Raw genomic sequence first — 975 nt, 5'->3', positions numbered from 1 at the left:
GTCGTAGTCCGGGACCACGTCCAGGTCCAGCAGCTCGGCCAGCGGCACGCCGGCGGGCGTCGTCGCGGTGGCGAGCCCGGCGAACAGGTGGAGCGCGGTCCAGTCGGGCGACGTGCCGGCGTCGAGGTGATCGAGGAGGGTGTCCTCGGCGACGCCGGCGTCGACCACCATCACCAGGCGCGACGTGCCGTGCACGGCGGCCCAGCGCCACATGGTGCGCGCGGTCAGGCGCCGCGCGGCCGAGCGGCCCATGACCCGGGCGACCGTCGCGGCCGGGACCGAGTCGGACAACATCAGGTTCTCGACGTCGTGGAAGGTGACCCGCTCGGGGTGGTGGTGGAGCTGGCGAAACCTCCGGTCGAGGTCACGCTGCCCGGAGTCCTGGCGGCCAGGCCTCGTCGCGGTCGCGGCCAGCCCCCACCCCAGCAGGCTATCCCTCATTCCGGCCTCCGGACCCGGTCGGCGGCGATCAGGAGGGAGCGGCGATCACTGGTCGCGGGCCGGAGTTGTTCGCTTCATGGTTGCGCGTCAAACTTCCCGAAACCGCGCCGGTTACGCGCGAGCGCCCCGCGGTCCGCGGTGGTCTGGACCTGGGGTTTCGAACGGGCTCTCAGTGGTACGTGACCCGCACCGTGTCGGTCACCGGGACGGACTGGCAGCCCAGTCGGATCCCCTCGGCGATGTCCTCCTCGTCGAGCACGTCGTTGTGCAGCATCTTGACCTCGCCCTCCAGGAGGCGGACGGCGCATGCGGAGCACTCCCCCTCCCGGCACGAGTACGGCGCCTTCACGCCCTTGGACTCCAGGTGGTCGAGCAGCTTCGTGCCGGGCGCCCAGTCGTCGAAGGCGTAGTCCTGGCCGTCGAGCTCCACCTCGAGCCGCACCGGGCCCTGCGGCTCGGCTCCGGCGACGTCGACGACCACCTCGTCCTGGTCGCGTTCGGCGTCCTCGATCTCGTGCTCGGCGACCTCCCGGT

2 protein-coding genes are annotated in these 975 nt (G+C 72.0%); both read right to left on the bottom strand.

The genetic code is table 11. From position 1 onward, the window contains the following. A partial coding sequence (locus Q0L15_RS22195; RefSeq protein WP_296607026.1) for a hypothetical protein occupies window positions 1-441 on the bottom strand: 441 nt, incomplete at its 3' end. 169 nt (window positions 442-610) lie between these two features. Continuing rightward, window positions 611-975, bottom strand: a 365-nt coding sequence (locus Q0L15_RS22190; protein ID WP_296607024.1) for a 2Fe-2S iron-sulfur cluster binding domain-containing protein, incomplete at its 5' end; no start/stop codon positions are given.

The organism is Nocardioides sp. (assembly GCF_024509035.1).
In the GTDB taxonomy this organism is placed as follows: domain Bacteria; phylum Actinomycetota; class Actinomycetes; order Propionibacteriales; family Nocardioidaceae; genus Nocardioides.
The sequence above is the reverse complement of the archived record's forward strand: the minus strand, read 5'-3'. Positions and strand labels throughout refer to the sequence as shown.